This is a genomic window from Vibrio sp. 1CM8B (genome assembly GCF_023161685.1).
GTDB lineage: Bacteria > Pseudomonadota > Gammaproteobacteria > Enterobacterales > Vibrionaceae > Vibrio > Vibrio coralliirubri.
Window position 1 is genome coordinate 253,576 of record NZ_JALNTU010000003.1, and the last position, 18,318, is coordinate 271,893.

General features: G+C 44.6%; 11 protein-coding genes. 7 read left to right on the forward strand and 4 right to left on the reverse strand.

Annotated elements, in window-relative coordinates:
• Positions 1 to 129: 129 nt before the first annotated feature.
• Positions 130 to 4,617, reverse strand: coding sequence for an SslE/AcfD family lipoprotein zinc metalloprotease (locus tag MSG36_RS07590; RefSeq protein ID WP_248367062.1), 4,488 nt, complete (start codon positions 4,615 to 4,617; stop codon positions 130 to 132).
• A 244-nt stretch (positions 4,618 to 4,861) separates the two neighbouring features.
• Complete coding sequence (yghU, locus tag MSG36_RS07595) at positions 4,862 to 5,719, reverse strand: glutathione-dependent disulfide-bond oxidoreductase (RefSeq protein ID WP_050633091.1); 858 nt, start codon at positions 5,717 to 5,719, stop codon at positions 4,862 to 4,864.
• Between the two features lie 284 nt (positions 5,720 to 6,003).
• Between yghU and MSG36_RS07600 the strand changes: the two genes are divergently transcribed.
• The gene (locus MSG36_RS07600; protein ID WP_017060876.1) at positions 6,004 to 6,348 is read left to right on the forward strand and encodes a YajD family HNH nuclease; all 345 of its coding nucleotides are present in this window, start codon (positions 6,004 to 6,006) and stop codon (positions 6,346 to 6,348) included.
• A gap of 166 nt (positions 6,349 to 6,514) precedes the next feature.
• Here the strand turns inward: MSG36_RS07600 and MSG36_RS07605 are convergent, their stop codons facing one another.
• Positions 6,515 to 6,895 (reverse strand): hypothetical protein, encoded by a 381-nt coding sequence (locus MSG36_RS07605; protein WP_048660371.1) that lies wholly within the window; start codon positions 6,893 to 6,895, stop codon positions 6,515 to 6,517.
• A gap of 594 nt (positions 6,896 to 7,489) precedes the next feature.
• Here MSG36_RS07605 and MSG36_RS07610 point away from each other — a divergent pair.
• From MSG36_RS07610 to MSG36_RS07620, 3 genes are all read left to right on the forward strand, one after another.
• Positions 7,490 to 8,728, forward strand: a complete 1,239-nt coding sequence (locus MSG36_RS07610) for an OFA family MFS transporter (RefSeq protein WP_048608721.1) — start codon at positions 7,490 to 7,492, stop codon at positions 8,726 to 8,728.
• Positions 8,729 to 8,785: 57 nt separating this feature from the next.
• Positions 8,786 to 10,450, forward strand: coding sequence for a VRR-NUC domain-containing protein (locus MSG36_RS07615; RefSeq protein ID WP_248367064.1), 1,665 nt, complete (start codon positions 8,786 to 8,788; stop codon positions 10,448 to 10,450).
• Between the two features lie 215 nt (positions 10,451 to 10,665).
• Positions 10,666 to 13,020 (forward strand): fatty acid cis/trans isomerase, encoded by a 2,355-nt coding sequence (locus MSG36_RS07620; protein WP_248367066.1) that lies wholly within the window; start codon positions 10,666 to 10,668, stop codon positions 13,018 to 13,020.
• A 123-nt stretch (positions 13,021 to 13,143) separates the two neighbouring features.
• On the opposite strand, the gene MSG36_RS07625 is transcribed toward MSG36_RS07620, so the two are convergent.
• Complete coding sequence (locus tag MSG36_RS07625) at positions 13,144 to 14,082, reverse strand: LysR family transcriptional regulator (RefSeq protein ID WP_248367069.1); 939 nt, start codon at positions 14,080 to 14,082, stop codon at positions 13,144 to 13,146.
• A gap of 93 nt (positions 14,083 to 14,175) precedes the next feature.
• On the opposite strand from MSG36_RS07625, the gene MSG36_RS07630 reads away from it, so the two are divergent.
• Genes MSG36_RS07630 through MSG36_RS07640 form a run of 3 tightly spaced genes read left to right on the forward strand, consistent with a single transcriptional unit; the run spans position 14,176 to position 18,216 of the window.
• Positions 14,176 to 15,504 carry a cytosine permease gene (locus MSG36_RS07630; RefSeq protein WP_248367072.1) on the forward strand — a complete coding sequence of 443 codons (1,329 nt, stop codon included), beginning with the start codon at positions 14,176 to 14,178 and terminating at the stop codon, positions 15,502 to 15,504.
• A gap of 2 nt (positions 15,505 to 15,506) precedes the next feature.
• Positions 15,507 to 16,631, forward strand: a complete 1,125-nt coding sequence (locus MSG36_RS07635) for a DUF917 domain-containing protein (protein WP_248367075.1) — start codon at positions 15,507 to 15,509, stop codon at positions 16,629 to 16,631.
• 4 nt (positions 16,632 to 16,635) lie between these two features.
• A complete protein-coding gene (locus MSG36_RS07640) occupies positions 16,636 to 18,216 on the forward strand; it encodes a hydantoinase/oxoprolinase family protein (protein WP_248367077.1) in 1,581 nt (526 codons plus the stop codon).
• The last annotated feature ends 102 nt before the right edge of the window (positions 18,217 to 18,318 follow it).

Sequence of the window (18,318 nt, forward strand, 5' to 3'; positions counted from 1 at the left end):
CGAAGTATTAAACATCATGTAGAAGACTGATCTAGCTGAAATTTCTAGAGCATTGCAACAAAAACGCCACACGTAGTTTAAGTGTGGCGTTTGTTTTTAAGCTATAAAATGCTTTAGCAATAATTAGCGTTAGTAAATTGAATCAACATTCAAAGGACTGTTCTTTGGTTTCTCTAGTTTTAATTGTTCAACCGCACTAAGACCTTTAGAGCTAATTCCGCCACTATAAGACTTCGTGCCATCAGCATTAGTCATTGAAGTTTCGCCCACGTTCCAAGCAACAAAGAAATCACTCAAGTCATAGTTTGAAACGTAGGAGCTACAAACCATCATTAAGTCGCCACCGGTTAGCCCAGTATCTTTGGCACTACAATAGTTTTCAACCGCATCACCCTCTGTATCACCTCGAGCTTTACGGTGCATAAGTTTGAACATATTCCAGCCTTCATCTTCACCATACACATCAGATTGGCTTGCGCCGCGTGTATACCAATCATCAATTGCAAAGTTCGATTTTGCCCAGATTTTCAGTTGCCCAAACATAACTAGACGCAAACCTGCATCACCATGTGACCACGCATGTTCATTATTAAGCCCCAACCATTTAGGTGCTTTCTTAATATCCGATTTAATACGATCCATTTCTGGATTTTCGTTACGCCCCTCTAGCTCCTGCATATAAAGTGCAAGCAGGTTGTTCGTTACCTCAGTACTACCCGCTGCTGAGAAAGGTGCTGATGCTAAGTTATGACCAACTTCATGCCACAAGAGCCAATCATTCACAGGGTTAGTTGGAATGTAGGTGCGGTTTGCATTGAAACTCGAATTCATAACTGGGTAGCCAGAGTGAGCAACACCGATCGATATCTGTACATCATTTACAAAACGATGGCGGAACGCCTTCAGTTCTGGATAAGTGAACCTACGGTGTAAACCATCATTTTGTCTCTCATCACGTCCGTAGAAGTCACTTGCAGCTTCAGCGAATCGATTCATATCTGTTGCGAATTGTTTCAAATCAGTGGATTCTAGATTCCTGATTGGGGTCGTATAAATAAATGAACCTGTATCGATTTCCGCAATAGGCGCCTCTGCCGATTGAACTGGGTTAATCCACTCTCCCTCTTTCCACCAAGCCGCTTTTAAGGCGCCATCAATAGTGAATGAGACTTCACCAGCCTCTTTTTCTTTCGGTTGAATATAAATCAGGCCGCCATAAGGGGCTTTGAAATTTAAGCTCGAACCATTGTAATCGTAGCTAGTTTGCATACGTGGAGGACGTTTCAAGCTCGTTTCGTGATTCGGCTTACCTGTAAGATCATCCGCCATCATCACGGTAATCGTAGCTGCCACTCCGTCTTCAATGGTTACTTCTTGTAATTGAGGAGCCCACAGACCTGTCGATTGATTGTTTCCTGCCGAATACGTCACCGCTTTACCGTTGGTCTGAACCATTACCGTACTTGACGAAGATGCCCCCGAAGTTCGACCCGGATACATTGTGGTATCGACAACGATTTCATGATCCCAGAATGAGCGCCCCAACATGATACGAGTCAGTGGCTTTTCCATATAGTTCAACGGGTAACTAGGATTCAACTGTCCCGATAACTCACCTTCACCATGAATCATTCCATTAGCGACTAACGACGCTTTTAGGTCAACAGGACACTGTGCATCCATTGTGTCTGTTTGATGTAAGTCTTCGGTATAACAGTTAAGGAACTGAACAGCTTGCTTGAACCCCAACTCATCTTGCATGTCTGTTTCAAAACGATATGCGTTGTCGTTCCACATCCAAACAGACAGGTTATCAAACGCTTGATTCAATTCGCTGTTAGACAGACGCTTACCTTGATTACCTTTCGTGCGATAGTAAATTTCATGCTCATAAAGCGCCGTAAAGTTAGTGCCCAAGTTCGCTGCTTTCACCATACTGTCGACAACGGTTTTGCTTACTTCATAGCGGTCGAAATCGGCTCTATGATAAGCACCACGAACAGTAATTCCGTCTCCAGAACGAGTCTCAATACAGTTAAATTCGTATTCATAATCGTTTGTACAAAGATCAGTTCCATCAAATGCAGATTGCAGTTCTTTGATCGCCGCTTCACGCTCTTCTGCCGATTCAACAAAGATACGTGCGGATTTTGTCTCCATTACGGTTACACCAGACGCATCAAGCACTGGCTTCCCTTCAGCGTCTAATTTAGTAACCTCATAAGTCGGGATCTCAAACTTAATCTTGGACTCATCTTTGATCCACTCAACCGTACCATCTTGATTTACCGTGAATGGAGGCTCCCCTTGGTTATCTTGAAAACGCTCAAGAACTACCATTTCCTTTTGGCTCTTCACGTGAAGATTTGGATACGGTGCTTGGCAGTAATAAGAGCTACTGCAGAAAGCTTGGTTTGTCGGCGTAACGTTTTCACCGCCAAGAGATACACCTGCGGCATCCGCCAAGCGCCCTATAGGTTCAGGGTTAGTCGTTTGAATCGCATCCATAAACAAGATATTGCCACCGTCATTAACATAGTTAATAAGAGCCGTAATATCGTCTTGGCTTAAATTCGGGTTATCCAAGTCAGCGACAAACTGGTTAGTCATGCCATCTTGAACCAACTTAGGTGGGTATGCCTGAAGGATCAAAATCGGCGTAGTGCTCGCATTCAAACCATCAAAGTCACCTGAACCACGCTTTTCTACTGATGCAAAACCATACTGAGGACTAACAAAAAACGTGTACTGCTTACCCATTGTGGAGTGGTGATAAGCCGAATAAGCTTGGTCAATATTGGTGACTGCACTCATCCCAGCAATAGGCAGACCATTATTGAACCACTCAAACAAGTTCGAGAAAAACAACCTCATGCTGCCTTGGTCATCATGCAGTAGGTTTTCGAACGTCGAAACAGTGCACTGTTGTTTGTTGTTGTCGATATGTAATGTGCGATTAGCCCAATAATTCTCTGGGCATGACAGAATACTTGGATATAAGCCATTGCCCATGAACACGACCTTACCTTTGCCTATCTCGCCTGCAGTAATGAATGGAAAACCATAAGTCGCGTTGTCTTCAGAGACTAAAGGAATCGGAGGCATCGAAATGCTTGGGTGTTGTGCGATGTAAGTCTTGCCTTCACGAGTCCAAGCCTGTTGCTCACCAAAATAAAGCTCACGGTTTTTATCAGTTCTTGGCATCATCACAGGGAATGCTCTATTCGATATGTTTAGAGCTCGCATACCACGGGTATACCCAGTCGCACCGTAAAAGCTACCATTGTCATTGAAGACATGGAATGTGGTGACGTTGTGGAAGATTTGCTGCAGAGACTCTGTAACATACTGACCAGAATCCATAGATAAAACGGCAGGTTGACGAACATAATCCATAAACTGAGGCGTTTGGCGCAGCTGCTCATCAATGACTGCCGTTAACCCTTGGCTAAACTGACCCACAAACTCATTAGGAAGTTCGAAGTCTGTACCCTCTATCAGCCCCCCATTTGGTAGGTTTAGGTTGATCAGTTCATTTATAACGTTAGGGTACTTTGAAAAGGTATCTTGGACTTCTTCAGATATCTCATAATAACTTACATGATCAACCGCGTAGCGCTCTAGTAATGACTGGATATTCGCTTTCTCAACCACATTATTGGTCACATCAGACAATTTATAAGCAATCTGATTACCCGTAATGGAGCCAAACTCAAACGTATCAATACCAAAAACGATTCTGTCGCCCCACAGGTACTCAAAGGTTCCCTCTTCATCCGTCACGCCCGTCGCGTTAGCCGAAAAGAAACTGATCCCAGAAATCGGCGTGCCATTAGCATCTGTAAGCTTACTGCGAGTTAACACCTTGCCTTCAACACTTGGCTTATAAGCATAGGTAGACTCTGCGTCTGCAGAAACAAAACCAGCGTTAAGGTTATTGTCCGCATTAGGGTCAACCGCAGGAACAACAGTTGTGTCTACGTGTGAACTAGGAGCCTTACCTACTTCATCTGTAGACTCCTCTTCTTTCGATGAAAAGTACGCATCGACAGCATCTTGATCATCAAGTTGCGAGAATACATCCTCAATATCAAAAGCATCCAGCTCTTTTAAACAGATAGCACTTTCAGTCTCACAAACATCAATTGATTCGAGTACCTTGGTAACGTTGTCTCCATGTAATTCTGTCAACTCAAATGCCGCATGAAGCGCATCATTTGAAATCGTGCTTTCTGTGACTTCGGGGAAAGGAGCCGTGAAATCACCTAAAGTAAGGTGACCCAAGGTACAACTAAAACTCACGCCTTGCTTTACACTGAACGTTCCGTTTTCAAGATGAATGCCGTCACAGTACACATCTCCAGAAACAAACGCCCCGCTCGACAACAGTGAACCGATGTAAGTTGTTGGGGGAATAATATCTGTTGGTGGAATAATGTCAGTCGGCGGAAGGATATCCGTTGGTGGAACAATATCTGTCGGCGGAAGAATATCCGTTGGTGGAATAATGTCTGTTGGAGGAACCGTATCAGGGCCATCACTATAGCTTAGTGAGTCGTGATTACACCCGGAAAGAGCCGCGGATATGATAGCCAACGCAATTAAGTTTTTTTTCATTGAGCGAAGTTAGTCGTAATTTTAAATGGACCGTTATCTTATAGATTTACTCCGTCTCGATGACTATTGTTTTTTGTCTTAACCACAAAGGCAATTACTCATAAGCGATTGAATAAATTGCTTAAATTAAAGTAGAGCTAAAGACACAATTTTCGTTATTTTCTTATACTAGCTAAAGAAAAACGCCATACCTCTATCGAGATATGGCGTTTCGAAAAAATCATCAATGTTGTTCAAATCAAGGCTAAGGCTTAAGCTTTAAAACTCGGTCAATGTCTTCTGCAGAGTGGCGCTCTGGTACTTGCTCCCACTCTTCGCCAAATGAACGGTTAACCACTCGGCCGCGTTGGAAACCTTCACGCGCTTCTAGCTGCTTCGCCCAGCGCACAACGTTGGTGTAAGACTCAACTTGTAGGAACTCGGCTGCATCGTAAATTTTGCCTAGCACAAGGTTGCCATACCAAGGCCAAATCGCGATATCAGCGATGCTTAGCTCGTCACCCGCCACAAATTCGTTATTTGCTAACTGTTTGTCTAACACGTCTAGCTGACGCTTAGCTTCCATCGCAAAGCGGTTAATTGGGTACTCTTGCTTTTCATCCGCGTAAGCGTAGAAGTGACCAAAACCACCACCTAGGAATGGCGCAGAACCTTGTGCCCAGAACAACCAGTTAATGGTTTGTGTTCTTGCTGCCCCTTCTTTTGGTAAGAAGTGACCAAATTTTTCTGCTAGATGCATCAAGATAGATGCCGATTCGAAAACATTAACGTCTTCATCACCAGACTTGTCGACAAGTGCTGGTATTTTAGAATTTGGATTCACGCCAACAAAGCCAGAAGAGAACTGATCAGCCTCACCGATGTTGATCAAGTACGCATCATATTCAGCTTCTTTAACACCCGCCGCTAACAACTCTTCCAGCAAGATAGTGACTTTTTGACCGTTAGGTGTGCCAAGAGAATACAATTGAAAAGCATGGTCACCAACAGGAAGCTCTTTATCAAAGCGAGCTCCAGATTCAGGACTATTGATGTTTGCCCACTTGTTACCACCAGCAGTATCGTTAACCCAAACTTTTGGCGGAGTGTATTGTTCTGACATGATATTTCCTTATTAATATAGGGTCTCACAAACTGATATTAGGTCACATGCCTGTGGTTAAAACCCCTGAATACGATTTATTTTCAAACTGTTAAGCATGGCTTATTCCAGAAAGACATAACCCGCTTAAACGTTAGTGTGTAAAAGGTAAGTCTGTATTCAAACTTCAATCTAATATCGATAAATCCACCGCATCATTTAGCAATGATTTTACGAACGACATACCAACAGCTTCAAGAAAGCTGTGATAAAATCGGGATATTACAATTGATAAGGATTTGGCAATGTCTTCTGATTTCACAGGTTCGAGTGCAGCGTATGCTCGCCAAGAGAAAGGCTACCGCGAAAAAGCACTAAAACTGTACCCTTGGGTTTGTGGTAAATGTGCGCGTGAATTTGTTTACTCAAACCTCCGAGAGCTTACCGTTCACCACGTGGACCACGACCATACAAACAACCCTGAAGATGGCAGTAACTGGGAGCTACTGTGCCTATACTGTCACGATCATGAGCATTCAAAATACACTGACCATGAGCGTTATGGTGTGGATGCAAAAGCGAGTTTAGATGATCATCAGTCAGCGACACACAACCCGTTCGCCGATCTCGCTAAGATGATGAAGAAGTAACACGCCTTCAGAACTGTCTTTGGTAGGTGGTAACTGCTAGATAATAGATGAATAACAAGAAACCCCAGTATGTCACCATACTGGGGTTTCTTTTATCTGCAGCCATATAGACTATCTCTGGATCAAAAAAGCCTTCCGAAGAAGGCTTTTTAAGAATCAAATCGAATTATGCTGCCGCTTGTTTGCGAGACTCTTCTACCTGTTTAGCGCGCTTTTTCATCGTCAGTTTATCGCGGTATGCAAACCAAACATAAGACACAACCACTAAGAAGAACAGGTATGACAATGAGAAAATGAACGGCGATTGAATGATATCGTTCGAGATACCCCAAGAAACACCGATAACCGTCACTGCAATCTTCGCAAAGAAGCCACACATCAATAGCACTAATGCCAACTGTGGGAAACGCGTGCTGCGGAATGCAAGCCAGTAACAACTGCCTACAGCCAATGCCGCGATGTAGAAGCCGAACAAGAAAGAATGAATATGATCAGCAGCTGCTACGCCACCAGTAATCGACATCAATAGAATTAAAAATAGTTTCATAATACTCGCCTCGTAATAGACTAGAAACGCATCCTTTCATTTTTGGAATCTCAGTTTACGTACTATTTTCCCACTTTTTCCCAACAACACAACCCCTCAGATCGAACAAAATGTAAGCAAAAGCACCCGCAAAAACCACCATTAACAACTGGTTAACATCCCGTTTCTAATAGAACGCCGTTACTCCTTGTCTCATATGAAAAAAGCACTACTTCGATTTATTTTGTTACACAAATTTAACCTTGGAAATTAATTAAAATTATTTGCAACTCTGTGATATCCGCACGGAATACGAGTCTACTAAAAAGTTATCACCTCGAAATCCCAGGAATAATTGGGGGACAGAGCGAAAAAGAACAAAATAGAAAGGTGTTAAAAACATTTTGAAAACCAATGAAAAACAACCCATTAACAAACTGAATTTAATTTACCAAAAATGGAAAAAGAGATTCCAATCACATTTTTATTGGTTATAATCCGCGCTCTTTTGCGCTATCTGTTGATAAACGCAAACTAATTTTGAAGAAACAATCACAATAACCCGTCTTTAGTTAAGTGGCTCTCCACTAACCGATGACAAAACTGAGAATAAAAATGAGCAAGATTGATAAAGCAACACGTATCCTGCTAGCAGGCTTCTGTATCAACCTTTGTCTTGGCATCCTGTATGCTTGGAGTGTATTTAACAAAGCGCTAGTAACTGAAGCTGGTTGGAGTGCTGCTGAAGCATCTTCTCCTTACGCTATTGCAACTATCACATTCTCTGTTTGTCTTCTTGTTGCGGGCATCCTACAAGACCGTATGGGTCCACGTAAGATCCTTATCCTAGGTACAGCGCTTACAGGCCTAGGCATGATTGCTTCTGGTTTCGCTACAACACCTATGATGCTGAACATCACGTTCGGAGTTATGACTGGTGCAGGTATCGGCTTCGGTTACGCATGTCTTTCTCCATCAGCAATGAAATGGTTCCATTCTTCTAAGAAAGGTATGGTTAACGGTCTTATCGCAGCAGGCTTCGGTCTTGCAGCTATCTACCTAGCACCAGTAACTTCTGCGCTAATCGACAGCATGGGTATCCAAACTAGCTTTATGATTCTTGGTGTTGGTGTACTTGCAATCGCAGTACCTCTAGCAGCAACAATCAACAACCCACCAGCGGATTACACGCCAGCTGAACCTAAAGTAAAAGCAGGCCAAGCTCCTAAAGCGGTTAAGAAGACTGAAGACCTAACTTGGAAAGTAATGCTGAAAACTCCTCAGTTCTACTCTCTATGGATCATGTACGCGTTCGCTGCATCTGTTGGCCTAATGATCATCGGTAACATCACTACGATTGCTAGCGTTCAAGCTAACCTGCCAAACGCAGTTTACCTAGCGTCTATCCTTGCAGTATTCAACTCAGGTGGCCGTGTTGCTGCGGGTATGCTTGCAGATAAAATCGGTGGCGTACGTACTCTACTTCTAGCGTTCATCCTTCAAGGCGCGAACATGGCTCTATTCGCTACGTTCAACTCTGAATTCACGCTAATCATTGGTACAGCTATCGCAGCTGTTGGTTACGGTACGCTTCTAGCAGTATTCCCAACACTAACTGCTGAGTTCTACGGTCTGAAAAACTACGGTACTAACTACGGCGTACTTTACACGGCATGGGGTATCGGCGGCGCTATCGGTGCAGCAGTTGTTGGCTTCTCAATGTCAAACGGCGAAGGTTACGGCCTAGCTTACACAATCTCTGCAGTTATGATGGCAGTGTGTATTGTTCTAGCAATCATCACTAAGCCAATCTCTGAAGCTAAAGTTGCTGAACTAAAAGCATCACAAGCTTAATCAACAGAAAAGATTGAATTTGTTACTGAAGAGCTTAACCTTAGGGTTAGGCTCTTTTTGTATCAAGCGACTTCTCCATTGACGACCGAAACCACTCTTCAGCTCTCCCCTACTTATTATCTCGACAACTTCAATCGACTGGTTGAACACGCTCAAACGCTCTACCCCGATCTTCTGAGTGACGATGAATGTCGTTGGTTGTCCGCATACAAACGTCTTTCAGTTTCAAGCCAATGCTTAATGGTTCGTTTGCTTTCTCGTAAAGGGCGTTGGTTTCGCAGCGATAAACTCAACTATGTTGAGATTCCTGATTTAAATAGCTCACTACAAGAGCTAAGCACCGCAGGCTTCATTGCGTTGAGTCACCCCGAAGAACAGCATGACCTGGCCATTAATGAGGTCGATCTCGGGTTGCACTTACTCACCAAACCAGAGCTGTTGAATGTATTCCCCGCCCTTAAGAGCCATAGAACTGCCAAGAAAGATGATCTGTTGTTACGGCTTGAACAACAACCTTTTGATCAATTTCAAAGCCTAACCTTCGACTGTATTTACGTCATCGAATCTCAAGTGATTGATGTATTACTGTTGCTGTTCTTTGCCAACACCTATCAAGACTTAAGCCAGTTCGTGTTAAGCGACCTTGGGCTCAACACCTTTGAGAACTACCCACTAAGCAAACAACGCCGTTTCTTCACTTCTAGAGATCAACTCAATCAATTGCTCCAGATGCGCGATATTCAACGCTTGTATTCAGAAGGTGACCGCAAAGATGACGAGTTTCTGGAACTGCTTTTAAACTCGATTCCTGAAGAATCAGAACACAGAAGCATTGCCAGAAAACGATCGCGTTTGATCAATGATATTGCTCGCGATCTAGAAAGGCTTAACCTAAACGACCAAGCTATCTTTTGGTTCAAGCAATCTACACTTCCTCCGAGCAGAGAACGACTTGCGCGCATCTACGACAAACAAGGTGAGCTAGACTTAATGTGTGACATTGTCACGCAAATGAAAGCTGCTCCATCGGATGTGTCAGAGTTGGAAGTCGCGATTAAGCTTGAAGATAGGCTGCTACGGAAACAGGGGCACAAAGTTTCACGAACCTTAAAACCGAGTTGCAAAGAGATAAAACTGGAATTAGACCTCAGCCAAACGCGAGTCGAGCTTGCGGTAAAGCAGCATTTTGAGAACCAAGGTTGGGACGTCTACTTTTCTGAAAACAGTTTTCTGTGTGGCATGTTTGGTTTGGCTTTCTGGGATGTCATTTTCGCAGACGTTGAAGGCGCCTTTATCAATCGATACCAACATCGACCATTGGATCTGTACCATTCAGATTTCGTAGACAAGCGAGCCGAACAGGTTGAAGCCGTGTTTCAGACGATATCCAAACATGGGCTGAACCATTTTCTTGATACTTACGATGAAAAGCAAGGTATCGCGAACCCCTTTGTTCATTGGAATTATTTTCCTAAGGCACTCATCGAACACAGCTTGGCCTCGATTCCAAATGCTTTAGTTATCGATCTCTTCAAAGTGATATTGAGTGATTTAAAGCTATTTAGAACTGGGATGCCGGATTTGATTGCATTCAAGGGCGATGAATTTCATTGGATTGAAGTCAAAGGCCCTGGCGATAAACTGCAAGACAACCAATGGCGCTGGATCAAAGAGTTTGAGCGATTGTCTGTCCCCTTCTCTGTTTGTTACGTCAATCAGTGAGTCTTAGCTCTTAACTGTTGGCTTTTAGCTTTTAGCTTTTAACTCTTAGGGCTTAAATCTAGCTATCTTGAAACTCCAATTTCTAATCACAAGCGAGTGACGCGCATCGACAAGTTACTCGTCCCATCAAGATCTTGTCTACTAAATTGTTAGAACATGAGCATTTTCAATCATTTTCGATATAATTATAGAAAATGCCTAATATTTAAATACGTATGAATTTGAAAAAACTCTTCATTTTAGCTTTTGTTAGCGTCTTCTCAGGTTGTGCCGTCTACGCGGGTTTAAACTTCGACGAACTGTTTGGTGAACAACAAGTACGCGATCGCCAAGCACCTATTCTTTCAGCTCAAGCGCAGCACTTCATTGACGAAGTAAAGCCCATCATTGATAACCGATGTGTGGTTTGTCACGCTTGTTATGATGCCCCTTGCCAACTCAAAATGTCTTCTGTGGAAGGTATAGACCGAGGCGCGAGCAAGGCACTCGTTTATCAAGGCACCCGCTTAACGGCATCAGCCCCTACTCGCTTGTTTGAAGATGCGTTAACCACGCAAGAGTGGCGCGATGCGGATTTTCATCCTGTTCTCAATGAGCGCATGCAGAACTCAACGGCCAACCTCGATGCTGGTCTTGTTTCTCGCATGTTGATCCAGAAAGAGAATCACCCTCTCCCCGATCAAACCCAGCTTGAGGGTTTCGACTTTTCAATCGATCGCGACCAACAGTGCCCAACGATTGAAGAGTACGCTCAATACGAGAGAGATTACCCAACTTGGGGGATGCCTTATGGGATGCCGAACTTAGACAAAACAGAATACGCGACTTTAATGAGTTGGTTAGAAAATGGCGCGTTAATGAACGACCATATTCCGCTGAATGATGCAGAGCAAGAGCTCGTTAATGTCTACGAAAGCTTTTTAAACAAGAGCGACAATAAGAGCCAACTTTCAGCACGTTACATCTACGAGCACCTGTTTTTATCTCACGTCTATTTTTCTGATTTAGCTCAACCAACACGTTTCTTTACTGTTGTTCGCTCTGCAACACCACCAGGTGAGGCGGTACAACGCATCACGACTCGTCGCCCTTATGACGATCCAAAAGTAGACCGTGTTTACTACCGTCTGATTCCAGAACAAGGCACCATCGTCGACAAAACGCACATGCCTTTCGCACTTAATAAAGAGCGTCTACAAAAGTGGAATACCTGGTTTGTCGACGTCAATTACGCAGTCAAACAGCTTCCTAGTTACGACATCGATGTTTCAGCTAACCCAATGACTTCGTTTGAAGCACTGCCAGTAAACTCGCGCTTCAACTTCATGTTAGATAACGCGCAAAACACCATCATGGCCTATATCAAAGGACCTGTGTGTCGTGGTCAACTTGCCTTGAACGTAATTAACGATCGTTTTTGGGTTTTCTTCATCGACCCAGAGAAAGCCGATGTTCCGGAAATTAACGCGTTCTATGCGAGCCAAAAGAAAAACTTAAAGCTACCTAGCGAGCTGAAAAGTAACACCGTACCTGTGACCAACTGGGTAAGATACGCGAAGCAACAAGCGCGATACCTAAACGCGAAATCAGACTTCACCAACCAATGGTTCGAGAGTGGCGTAAACCTAGACACTGGCATCATTTGGGATGGAGATGGCATTAACCCGAATGCTGCTCTCACCGTCTTTAGGCACTTCGATAGCGCCTCTGTTGTACAAGGGTTAGTTGGCACTCAACCTAAGACTGCGTGGATTCTTGATTATGCTCTTCTAGAGCGTATTCATTATCTTCTCGTTGCAGGCTTCGATGTTTACGGTAACTTTGGCCACCAGCTGATTACACGCATGTTCATGGACTTCTTGCGTCTTGAAGGTGAGAGTAACTTCTTAACCCTTCTTCCTAAAGACGTCCGCCACATTGAACACTCTAGCTGGTACCAGAACCAAAGCGCACAACTGAGTGACTACTTGCAGCGAAACATAGCACCTTTTGATCAGCCGACCAGCGTGGTTTACAAAACGGCCAATCCGAAGCGTGAACTGCTTAATATGATCAAAGATAAGCTCGCACCTGTTCTCGATAATCGCTTTGAGATTGTTGAAACAGGTTTTGGTAGAAAGAATGAAGCACTGCTTAACCAAGTGAATTTGATCAAGGGCGAAGGCCTGCGTCATGTACCTCAATTAGTGATGATCATGATTGAAGGCGAAAACGGCGAAGAGCAACTGTTCACCATGATTCACAATAACGCGCACAGCAATATTTCTAGCTTGTTTAATGAAGAAGGTAACCGTGATTACGCCAATGATGACCTAACCCTCGTAAGAGGTGTTGTCGGTAGCTACCCTGCGGCTTACCTATCATTAACCGAGAGCGAGATTCCTGCGCTAGTGAAAACGCTGCAAAACTTAAACACAGAAGAGGACTACGTGGCGCTGCTAGACAAGTTTGCAGTACGACGCAGTTCTAGCGAATTCTGGCCATTCAGTGATCGCGTTCATCGTTGGTATCAACAAGACCAACCAATTGAGTTTGGCTTATTGGATTACAACCGCTTCGAGAACCGTTAGTTTTCACTCATAAAGCATAAAAGCAAAAATCCTCTGTCTTGGCAGAGGATTTTTTGTATATGGGGAAAAGTATCTTAGGTGCTATTGAGAAGCGAGAAGTGCTCTTGAGAAGCGAAAAGCTCTCTATATTGAATCCGATGTTTCCGGTTGGTTTAGCTCATCAAAAAACGCACGCGCGGCAGGAGAAAGGGAATCCACAGGTTGCTTCAACACCACATAAAACTGACTCTTAAGGCTCCACTTCTCGGGCTGGAGCGGAATCAAAGCTTGGTCATAATGGCCACGGTCAATTAAGTGAGACGGTAAAAAACTCAGGTGTGTGCCCGCCAAGGTTAAAATCACACCCGACTCGACATGCCAGCCATCAAAAGGCTTTACGGAATCGTACTGCTCAATATTCAGTAATCGGAACATTTCGTCTTTGGCATAGCCGCCCATGTTGATACGACAACCATCCAAGGAGAAATCTTTGTCCATGATCTTCTCAGCCAGATCCTTACGCGCATACAGATAACTGTGCTCTTCAAACAGTGGGTATTTATGTTGAAACGCTGATTTTTGATGTGACCCTAGAACCACTATCATCATATCAATCTGGTTCTTTGCTAACTTCTCATTCAACTGGGTGAAATCGCCGACATCAACACTCACCTCAACACTGTTACTGCGTTGGTAAAACGTCTCGATCGCTTTAGGAAGTGGGTTATAGGGCAAAGTGACGGTGTTATCCAAGCATCCAATTCGCACGTGCCCAGAGAGTTCAGTCTGTACACCTCGTAACTTGTAAGCGAAGTCGGTTAAGGTCGATTTCAATTGGTTCGCATATTTATACACTTGCTCACCTTCATGAGTCAGCTTAAAACCCCTTCTTCCACGTTGGCATAATGTTAATTCTAAGCTTTTTTCCAAGGCAATAAGCTGATTACTGAGCACAGGCTGGCTTATCCCGGTGCTTGCGACCGCCTGATTGATGCCTCCTTGCTCAACAATTTCACAAAAAAGCTCTAATCTTCGCAAGTCTCTTTTATCTAACTTATTGTTTGGATTCATTTTGCCATTCACATTTGTTTTTTGTTATGTTTACATCTGATTATATTCATTTATTAACAATAAATACATCAGTATGCTTTATTCACACTTATGGAATAACAATGCATGGATGGCACTATGGCGGCAGAAGCTTACGTGAATAAACCCGAAGCAACACACAGCCACAAAAAGATAGATGACTTCGAATTGGAACCCGTTCCCGAAAAGGCCAAACGATCTTGGTGGGTTATCAGCCTTATTTGGTTAGCTATCGGCATCGATATTTCGGGATTGTTTCTCGGCTCGATTCTAAGCAGCGGTATTGGTTTTGAAGACGCACTGCTTGCCACGTTTATTGGTTCAGGCTTATTGGCGATCATCGCGATGCTGTGTGCCAACATTGGCTTTCAAGCTGGCGTGTCTACCCCGCTAGTGAGCAGCGCAGTATTTGGCCGTAACGGCGGTAAAATTCTCGGCTTCATCAACGGCATCTCATTAGTTGGCTGGTTCGCATTCCAGGCTGATTTCTTCGCTTTCATCATGGTCGATGCACTGGCGAAATACGACATCATAATTTCACACCTCACCGCTCTTATTGGCGGCAGTGTGTTAATGATGATGACGGCTATCTATGGCGTTCGGGCTTTAGGCAAACTCAGTACCTATTCAGTGCCTTTGATGGTGACACTCATTACCATCGGTTTGTTTATGGCCGCTGATTATCAAGGTGGCGCAGCGCCATCGATTGAAGACCCTTTGACACTAGGCCAAGCCATCTCTTTTGTTATGTCTATCTGGATTCTTGCTGCGGTTGCTGCGCCTGATATTGCTCGCTACGCCAAAACACGTCGTGATGCGATTTTAGGAGCGGGGATCGGTTTCCTCGTCGGCAACAGTGCCATCATTCTTATCGCGTTGATCCTGACCAAAATGACCGGCACCGACGACCTAGTTGAGGTCTTCTTCACCTTAGGTTTAGGTATGGCTGCTATCATCGTACTAGTGTTCGCACAGTGGACCACCAACAGTAGCAACCTGACTTCTGGCGGCTTATGCATGTCGATGGTTCTACCGAAGATTCCTCGTCCTGTATTAGTTGTAATCATGACCATCGTCGGTATTGGCATTGCTCAGCTAGGCATGGTGAACAAATTTACTGATTTCTTAATGCTCCTCAGCGTAACCATTGCACCTGCTGCCGGCGTCTACATCGTTCAATATTATGTTTTAGATTCGACAAAAATGAGCTTTGAGAACATCCAACAAGTTCCAGCTTGGATGTTTAAAGGCTTGGCTTCTTGGGCATTTGGTACTGTCTTCAGCGCTTGTACCGCGCCAGAGTTTTTCAACCTATTTTCGTTCACCAGTATCTCGGCGTTAGACGGCATTCTTGCTGCTAGTGTGATTTACCTCGCCCTAATGAAGCTTTCTCCTTCAAGTGATAAGGAATTGTAGTTGTGATTATTACTGAACAAATGATTGATGATATCGCACTTGGTGCGACGGTATTAGGTACTGGCGGCGGCGGTGACCCATACAGCGGTGCCTTGATGGCGAAAGTAGCCATTGCAACGGCAAAGCACCCTGTACGCATGATTCCTCTAGAAGACGTGCAAGACGATTGGATGACTGTGCCCTCTTCAATGATTGGCGCACCAACCGTCGCAGTAGAGAAACTCAATTCGAAAGATCAAATGTTGATTGCTTTCGAAGCAATGGAAAAAGCGCTCGGCACTGAAGTGGCGGCAACGTTTCCTATCGAAGTAGGCGGTTTTAATTCGCTGATTCCAATTCTCGTTGCAGCGCAAAAGAACATTCCCGTGATCGATTGTGATGCGATGGGACGTGCGTTTCCAGAAGCTCAGATGGTGACCTTCTTTCTTGATGGTCTCCCTTCTGCTCCGAACACATTGGCCGATGAACGTGGCAATGTCGTCACGCTTTACCCAATTGACGGTATTTGGTCTGAAAAGTTTGCGAGACCAATTACCGAACAGATGGGCGGATCTGCAGCGATGTGCGATTACCCAATGAACGGTAAGAACCTAAAACGCAGCGCACTGCCTGCAACACTGACTCAAGCAATGAAGATTGGTGAAGCGATTAGACTGGCGAACGACAACAGTCAGAGTGGCACACAGGCCGTGTTAGACATTGTCGGCGGCCATACCATCATCAGTGGCAAGATTGTTGATATTCAACGTGAAACCGATGGTGGCTTTGCAACAGGTGGTGTCGTAATTGAAAAGCTGGCTCAGTTTGAAGATACCGGCGTCGATAACGTGTTTGTGCAGTTCCAAAACGAATTGCTTCTCGCCCACAAAGGCACAAGTCGCGCCGACATGAACCAAGATAACCTACTGGCATCAACACCGGATCTTATTTCGATCTTGGATCATGAAACGGGTAAGCCAATCACAACCGAACAACTTCGTTACGGGCAGCGCATCGACCTAATTGCCTACCCCTGCGACCCTAAATGGCGGACTGACAAAGGTATCGAAGTCGCGGGCCCGGGTTACTTTGGCTACACAGTCGAGTATCAAACCATTGAACAACTAAAGTCTGCATTGAAGAGGTAGTCGCATGACAAACATTACGCTTGATTACTGCCGCCTTGGCATTGACGTAGGTGGCACCAATACCGACGGTGTACTGCTCGACGCAGACTTGAATGTGATTGCCAAAGTAAAAACCGCAACCACACATGACATTTCAACCGGCATTGATAACGCGATTTCTGCGCTATTAAACCAAGCAAACATTGATGGCAAACAGGTGAAACATGCGATGCTTGGTACCACTCAATGCACCAACGCAATTGTTGAACGAAAAGGCTTAGACAGAGTCGGCATGATTCGCTTAGCGCTTCCAAGTGGTGATAGCGTCCCGCCCCTTTGTGGTTGGAGCAAAGCGTGGCAAAACTTGCTTGGTGAACACTTCTACCAAGCGCACGGCGGCTATGAATACGACGGCCAGTTGATCGCCGACATTCAAGAGTCTGAGATCCGCGAGCTTTGCCAGAAAATGAAAGGCCAAGTGGATTCCATTGCTATTTGCGGTGTGTTCTCTCCCGTCAACGGCGACCAAGAGCTTCAAGCAGCAAAGTGGATTCAGCAAGAACTTCCAGGCGTGAACCTATCGTTATCCCATAAAGTGGGCAGCTTAGGGCTTTTAGAACGCGAGAACGCCACTATCCTCAATGCGGCTCTGCAAGGTACAGCAAAACGATTCGTAGACGGCTTTTGTAATGCACTCATCAATCATGAAATCCACACGACGCCTTATTTCGGTCAGAACGACGGAACACTGATGTCGCAGCAATTCGCATTGATGTACCCGATTCTCACCGTTGCTTGTGGACCAACAAACTCGATTCGTGGAGCGAGTCACTTAACTAAGTTAAAAGACGCGATTGTGGTCGATGTGGGCGGCACTACGTCTGATATTGGCGTGCTGACCCACGGTTATCCGAGAGAATCGAGCCTCGCCGTAGAAATCGGCGAAGTAAGAACCAACTTCCGTATGCCTGATATTTTGGCGTTAGCCATTGGTGGTGGTACCAAAGTTCGCTTTGAACAACAGCGTATAGAGCTAGGCCCAGAAAGTGTTGGTCATGCCTTAACGCAAACGGCACGTAGCTTTGGCGGTGATGAACTTACGCTCACCGATATTGCACTCAAAACTGGTCAAATGCAGTGGCAAGCAGAACATCAACTGAGTGATGAGATTGGTATTTCAGCTGAACAAGCAAGCAAGGTTTATCAACAAATGGTCACGGATGTTGAAGAAGGCATCGATAAAATGAAGACGTCAGCTGCGAGCGTACCCGTAATCATGGTTGGTGGCGGCAGTGCCCTATTCCCAGATCATTTTGAAGGTGTGAGCCAAGTGGTTCGCCCTGAGCACTTTGAAGTAGCGAATGCCATTGGTGTTGCGCTGGGTGAAATATCAGGCCAGTTCGATAAGATCGTACCGATTGACCCAGCATCACGTGAAGAGATCTTGAAGGGCTTGGAAGCGCAATCAAAGCAACTGGCGATTGAAGCTGGCGCATGTAGCGAAAATGTCGCGATCATTGAACGCAGCGAGATTCCACTAAGCTACCTACAAGGCAATATGGTTCACGTTAAGATCAAAGCTGCTGGGCATATCAAGATGATTTAAAGTGAATCAACGAAAATTGTATTTAACCAAGTCCTATAACTAAAAAGCAGCCAATTCTTTCATACAAAATGAAGAAATTGGCTGCTTTTTATGTTGTTACTT